Source organism: Bradyrhizobium sp., from assembly GCF_019244115.1.
Classification (GTDB): Bacteria; Pseudomonadota; Alphaproteobacteria; order Rhizobiales; family Xanthobacteraceae; genus Bradyrhizobium.
This window is the reverse complement of the sequence record NZ_JAFATE010000807.1, coordinates 1-3,311: the sequence shown is the minus strand read 5'-3', so window position 1 is coordinate 3,311 and position 3,311 is coordinate 1. Positions and strand designations below refer to the sequence as shown.

Genomic DNA, 3,311 nt, shown 5'->3' with positions numbered 1-3,311 from the left:
AAGGTGGAATCGAAGACATGACCCTGTGCGGATTGCGCCAGCAATCCGCTCGCGTCATTCCGCGCCGATGCGGAGCATCGACCCCGCAATCTCCAGATTCGGGGTCTGCGCTTCGCGCATGCCGGAATGACTGGAGTGATCAGCTGGAACGCTTCGCATGACCATCGCCACCGATGCGGAGCTGATCGAAGCCGGCCGAAAGCTGTTCGCCGGCGACTGGCAATTCATCTACGCCTCCCCCTCGATCGAGACGCTGCCACCGATGGGCGCGATCGAGGTCGCCTTCGCCGGGCGCTCCAATGTCGGAAAATCCTCCCTGATCAATGCGCTGACCGGCCGCAACGCGCTGGCGCGCACCTCGCACACGCCCGGCCGCACCCAGGAGCTGATTTTCTTCGAACGCAGCAGCGACAAGCGAGGCCCTCAATTGCCCGGGCTGCGGCTGGTCGACATGCCCGGTTACGGCTACGCAGCTGCGCCCAAGGCAAAGGTCGCCGCCTGGACCGCGCTGATCCATCGTTTTCTGCAGGGCCGCAGCACGCTGGCGCGCGTCTATGTGCTGATCGACGCGCGGCACGGGCTGAAGGACGTCGATCATGACGTCTTCAAGACGCTCGACAAGGCCGCGGTCAGCTACCAGCTCGTCTTCACCAAGATGGACCAGGTCAAGCGCGCCGAGCTCGACGCGCGCATCGCCGAGACCGCGGCTGCGCTCGGCAAACATCCGGCGGCATTTCCCGAGATCCTCGCGACGTCATCGAAGAGCGGTGACGGAGTGGCGGATTTGCGCGCGGCGATGGTGCGGCTCTTGAGGGAACGACAATGATCCACCGCATCGGCCGTGGCCTCGTCATGGCGGCCGGCCTGATGGGCGCCTCCGGCGTGGCGCTCGCGGCACTCTCCGCGCATGGCGGCGACGCGGCCCGGCTTGCCCCGGCATCCTCGATGCTGCTGTTCCACGCCGCCGCCGTCATCGGCGCGGTCGCTCTCGCGGGGCGTCTCGTCCACGCCGCCATCGCGATGACGGCCGGAACAGGCTTCGTGGTTGCCGCCGCGCTGTTTTCCGGCGATCTCGCCTTGCGCCACTTCTCGGGCCACGGGCTGTTTCCGTTTGCCCCGCCGATCGGCGGTACGCTGCTCATCGCAAGCTGGCTGGCACTCGCGCTCGCGGCGATCTGGCCGCGGCGGGTGTGACCGTCGTTGTTCGCTTTGCGTGGGCTGGCGCAATCGGATAGAACGCGCCCGACCCAGTCTTGAGCCGAGATCCGTTTCATGCCCGACACGCCAGAGATCAGCCCGCTCGATCAGGCCCGCATCCTGTCCGAGGCGCTGCCGCACATGCAGGAATATGACGATGAGACCATCGTCATCAAATATGGCGGCCATGCCATGGGCGCCGAGGACACCGCGCGGGCGTTTGCGCGCGACATCGTCCTCCTGGAGCAGACCGCGATTAATCCGGTGGTCGTGCATGGCGGCGGGCCACAGATCGCGACCATGCTGAAGCGGCTCGGCATCCAGTCGGAATTCGCGGCCGGCCTGCGCATCACCGATGCCGCGACCATCGAGATCGTCGAGATGGTGCTGGCCGGTTCGATCAACAAGCAGCTGGTCGGCTACATCAACGAGGCCGGCGGCAAGGCGGTCGGCCTGTGCGGCAAGGACGGCAACATGGTGCGGGCGACCAAAGTGTCGCGCGCCATGGTCGATCCCGGCTCGCAGATCGAGAAGGTGGTCGATCTCGGATTCGTCGGCGAGCCGGAAAAGGTCGACCTCACGCTGCTCAACCAGCTGATCGGCTATGAGCTGATCCCGGTGCTGGCGCCGCTCGCGACCTCGAAAACCGGGCAGACCTTCAACGTCAACGCCGACACCTTTGCTGGTGCGGTGGCGGGCGCCCTGAAGGCAAAGCGCCTCCTGCTGCTGACCGACGTGCCCGGCGTGCTCGACAAATCGAAAAAGCTCATACCGGAACTGTCGGTGAAGGACGCACGAAACCTGATCGCCGACGGTACCATTTCCGGCGGCATGATCCCCAAGGTCGAAACCTGCATCTATGCGCTCGAGCAGGGCGTGCAGGGCGTCGTCATCATCGACGGCAAGACGCCGCACGCGGTGCTGCTCGAACTGTTCACCAACCAGGGCACCGGCACGCTGATCCACAAGTGAGCAGGAGCAACCATCCATCCGCGTCATGCCCGCGCTTGTCGCGGGCATCCACGTCTTGGACGCACGCTCGGAGGGAAGACGTGGATGGCCGGGTCAAGCCCGGCCATGACGAGCTGAAAAGACGGCGACGGCCCGAACTCGTGCGCTTGTTAGTCGGGCTGCCAGCCGCAGTGCTTGCCCTTCTCGCCTCCGCCGCGCCGGCGCGGGCCGACCTGAAACTCTGCAATCGGATGAGTTACGTCATCGAGGCCGCGATCGGCATCGACGATAAGGCGGCGACCGCCACGCGCGGCTGGTTCCGGATCGATCCCGCGGCCTGCCGCGTCGTCCTGCAGGGCGCGCTTCACGCGGACCGCATTTTGCTCAACGCCCGCGCGCTCAGTTTGTACGGGTCCTCGCCGATCCCGCAGAACGGTAGCGACACGTTGTGTGTTGCGCAGGACAATTTCGTGATTGCCGCCGCGCGCCAGTGCCGCATCGGGCAGACGCCCGCGCCGTTCACGCAGATCACGCCGACGCAAACCGATGAAGGCTACCTGGTGGCGTATCTGGCCGAGGATTCCGACTATGACGACGAGCAGGCGCGGCTAGCCGCGATCCAGCGGCTTTTGGTAATCGCGGGCTATGATGCCTCCCCGATCGACGGCGTCGACGGCCCGAAGACCCAAAGCGCGCTGGCGGCATTTTTGAAGAGCCACGCCCTCGCCGCCGATGCGGCGCAGTCGCAGAACTTCTTCACGTTGATGATCGAGGCGGTGCAGGCACCATCACCTGTTGGCCTGACCTGGTGCAACGATACGCCCTATAAGATCATGGCCGCGATCGCCGCCGATGACGGCAAACAGGTCACAAGCCGTGGCTGGTACCGCATCGATCCCGGAAAATGCCTGCATCCCGATGTCGCCGGCCAGCCCCGGCAGGTTTTCAGCTTCGCCGAGGCGGTCGACGCGGACAACCGCACCATCAAGGTCAAGGACAAGCCGCTGAACTGGGGTGGCGAGAAGCAGCTCTGCACGCGCGAGAACAAATTCGAGATCAGCGACCAGGGCGATTGCGCCACGCGTGGCTTTGCTGCGATCGGCTTTGCCGCGGTCGACATGAGCGGCGGCGGCAAGACGCTGCGCTTTGCAACGCCGTGATGA

At 65.4% G+C, this 3,311-nt stretch carries 4 protein-coding genes; all 4 read left to right on the top strand.

From position 1 onward, the window contains the following. Window positions 1-157: 157 nt before the first annotated feature. The 4 genes from yihA (at window position 158) to JOZ76_RS34235 (ending at window position 3,308) form a co-directional block, all read left to right on the top strand. Complete coding sequence (gene yihA / locus JOZ76_RS34250; RefSeq protein WP_291705804.1) at window positions 158-826, top strand: ribosome biogenesis GTP-binding protein YihA/YsxC; 669 nt, start codon at window positions 158-160, stop codon at window positions 824-826. Continuing rightward, entirely contained in the window at window positions 823-1,194 is a 372-nt protein-coding gene (locus tag JOZ76_RS34245; RefSeq protein WP_291705803.1) for a DUF423 domain-containing protein, read from the top strand. The genes yihA and JOZ76_RS34245 overlap by 4 nt, the downstream gene beginning before the upstream one ends. 78 nt (window positions 1,195-1,272) lie before the next feature. After that, complete coding sequence (gene argB, locus JOZ76_RS34240) at window positions 1,273-2,169, top strand: acetylglutamate kinase (protein ID WP_291705802.1); 897 nt, start codon at window positions 1,273-1,275, stop codon at window positions 2,167-2,169. Window positions 2,170-2,249: 80 nt separating this feature from the next. After that, window positions 2,250-3,308: a DUF1036 domain-containing protein gene (locus tag JOZ76_RS34235; protein ID WP_291705801.1), complete on the top strand. Its 1,059-nt coding sequence runs from the start codon at window positions 2,250-2,252 to the stop codon at window positions 3,306-3,308. Window positions 3,309-3,311 lie beyond the last annotated feature (3 nt).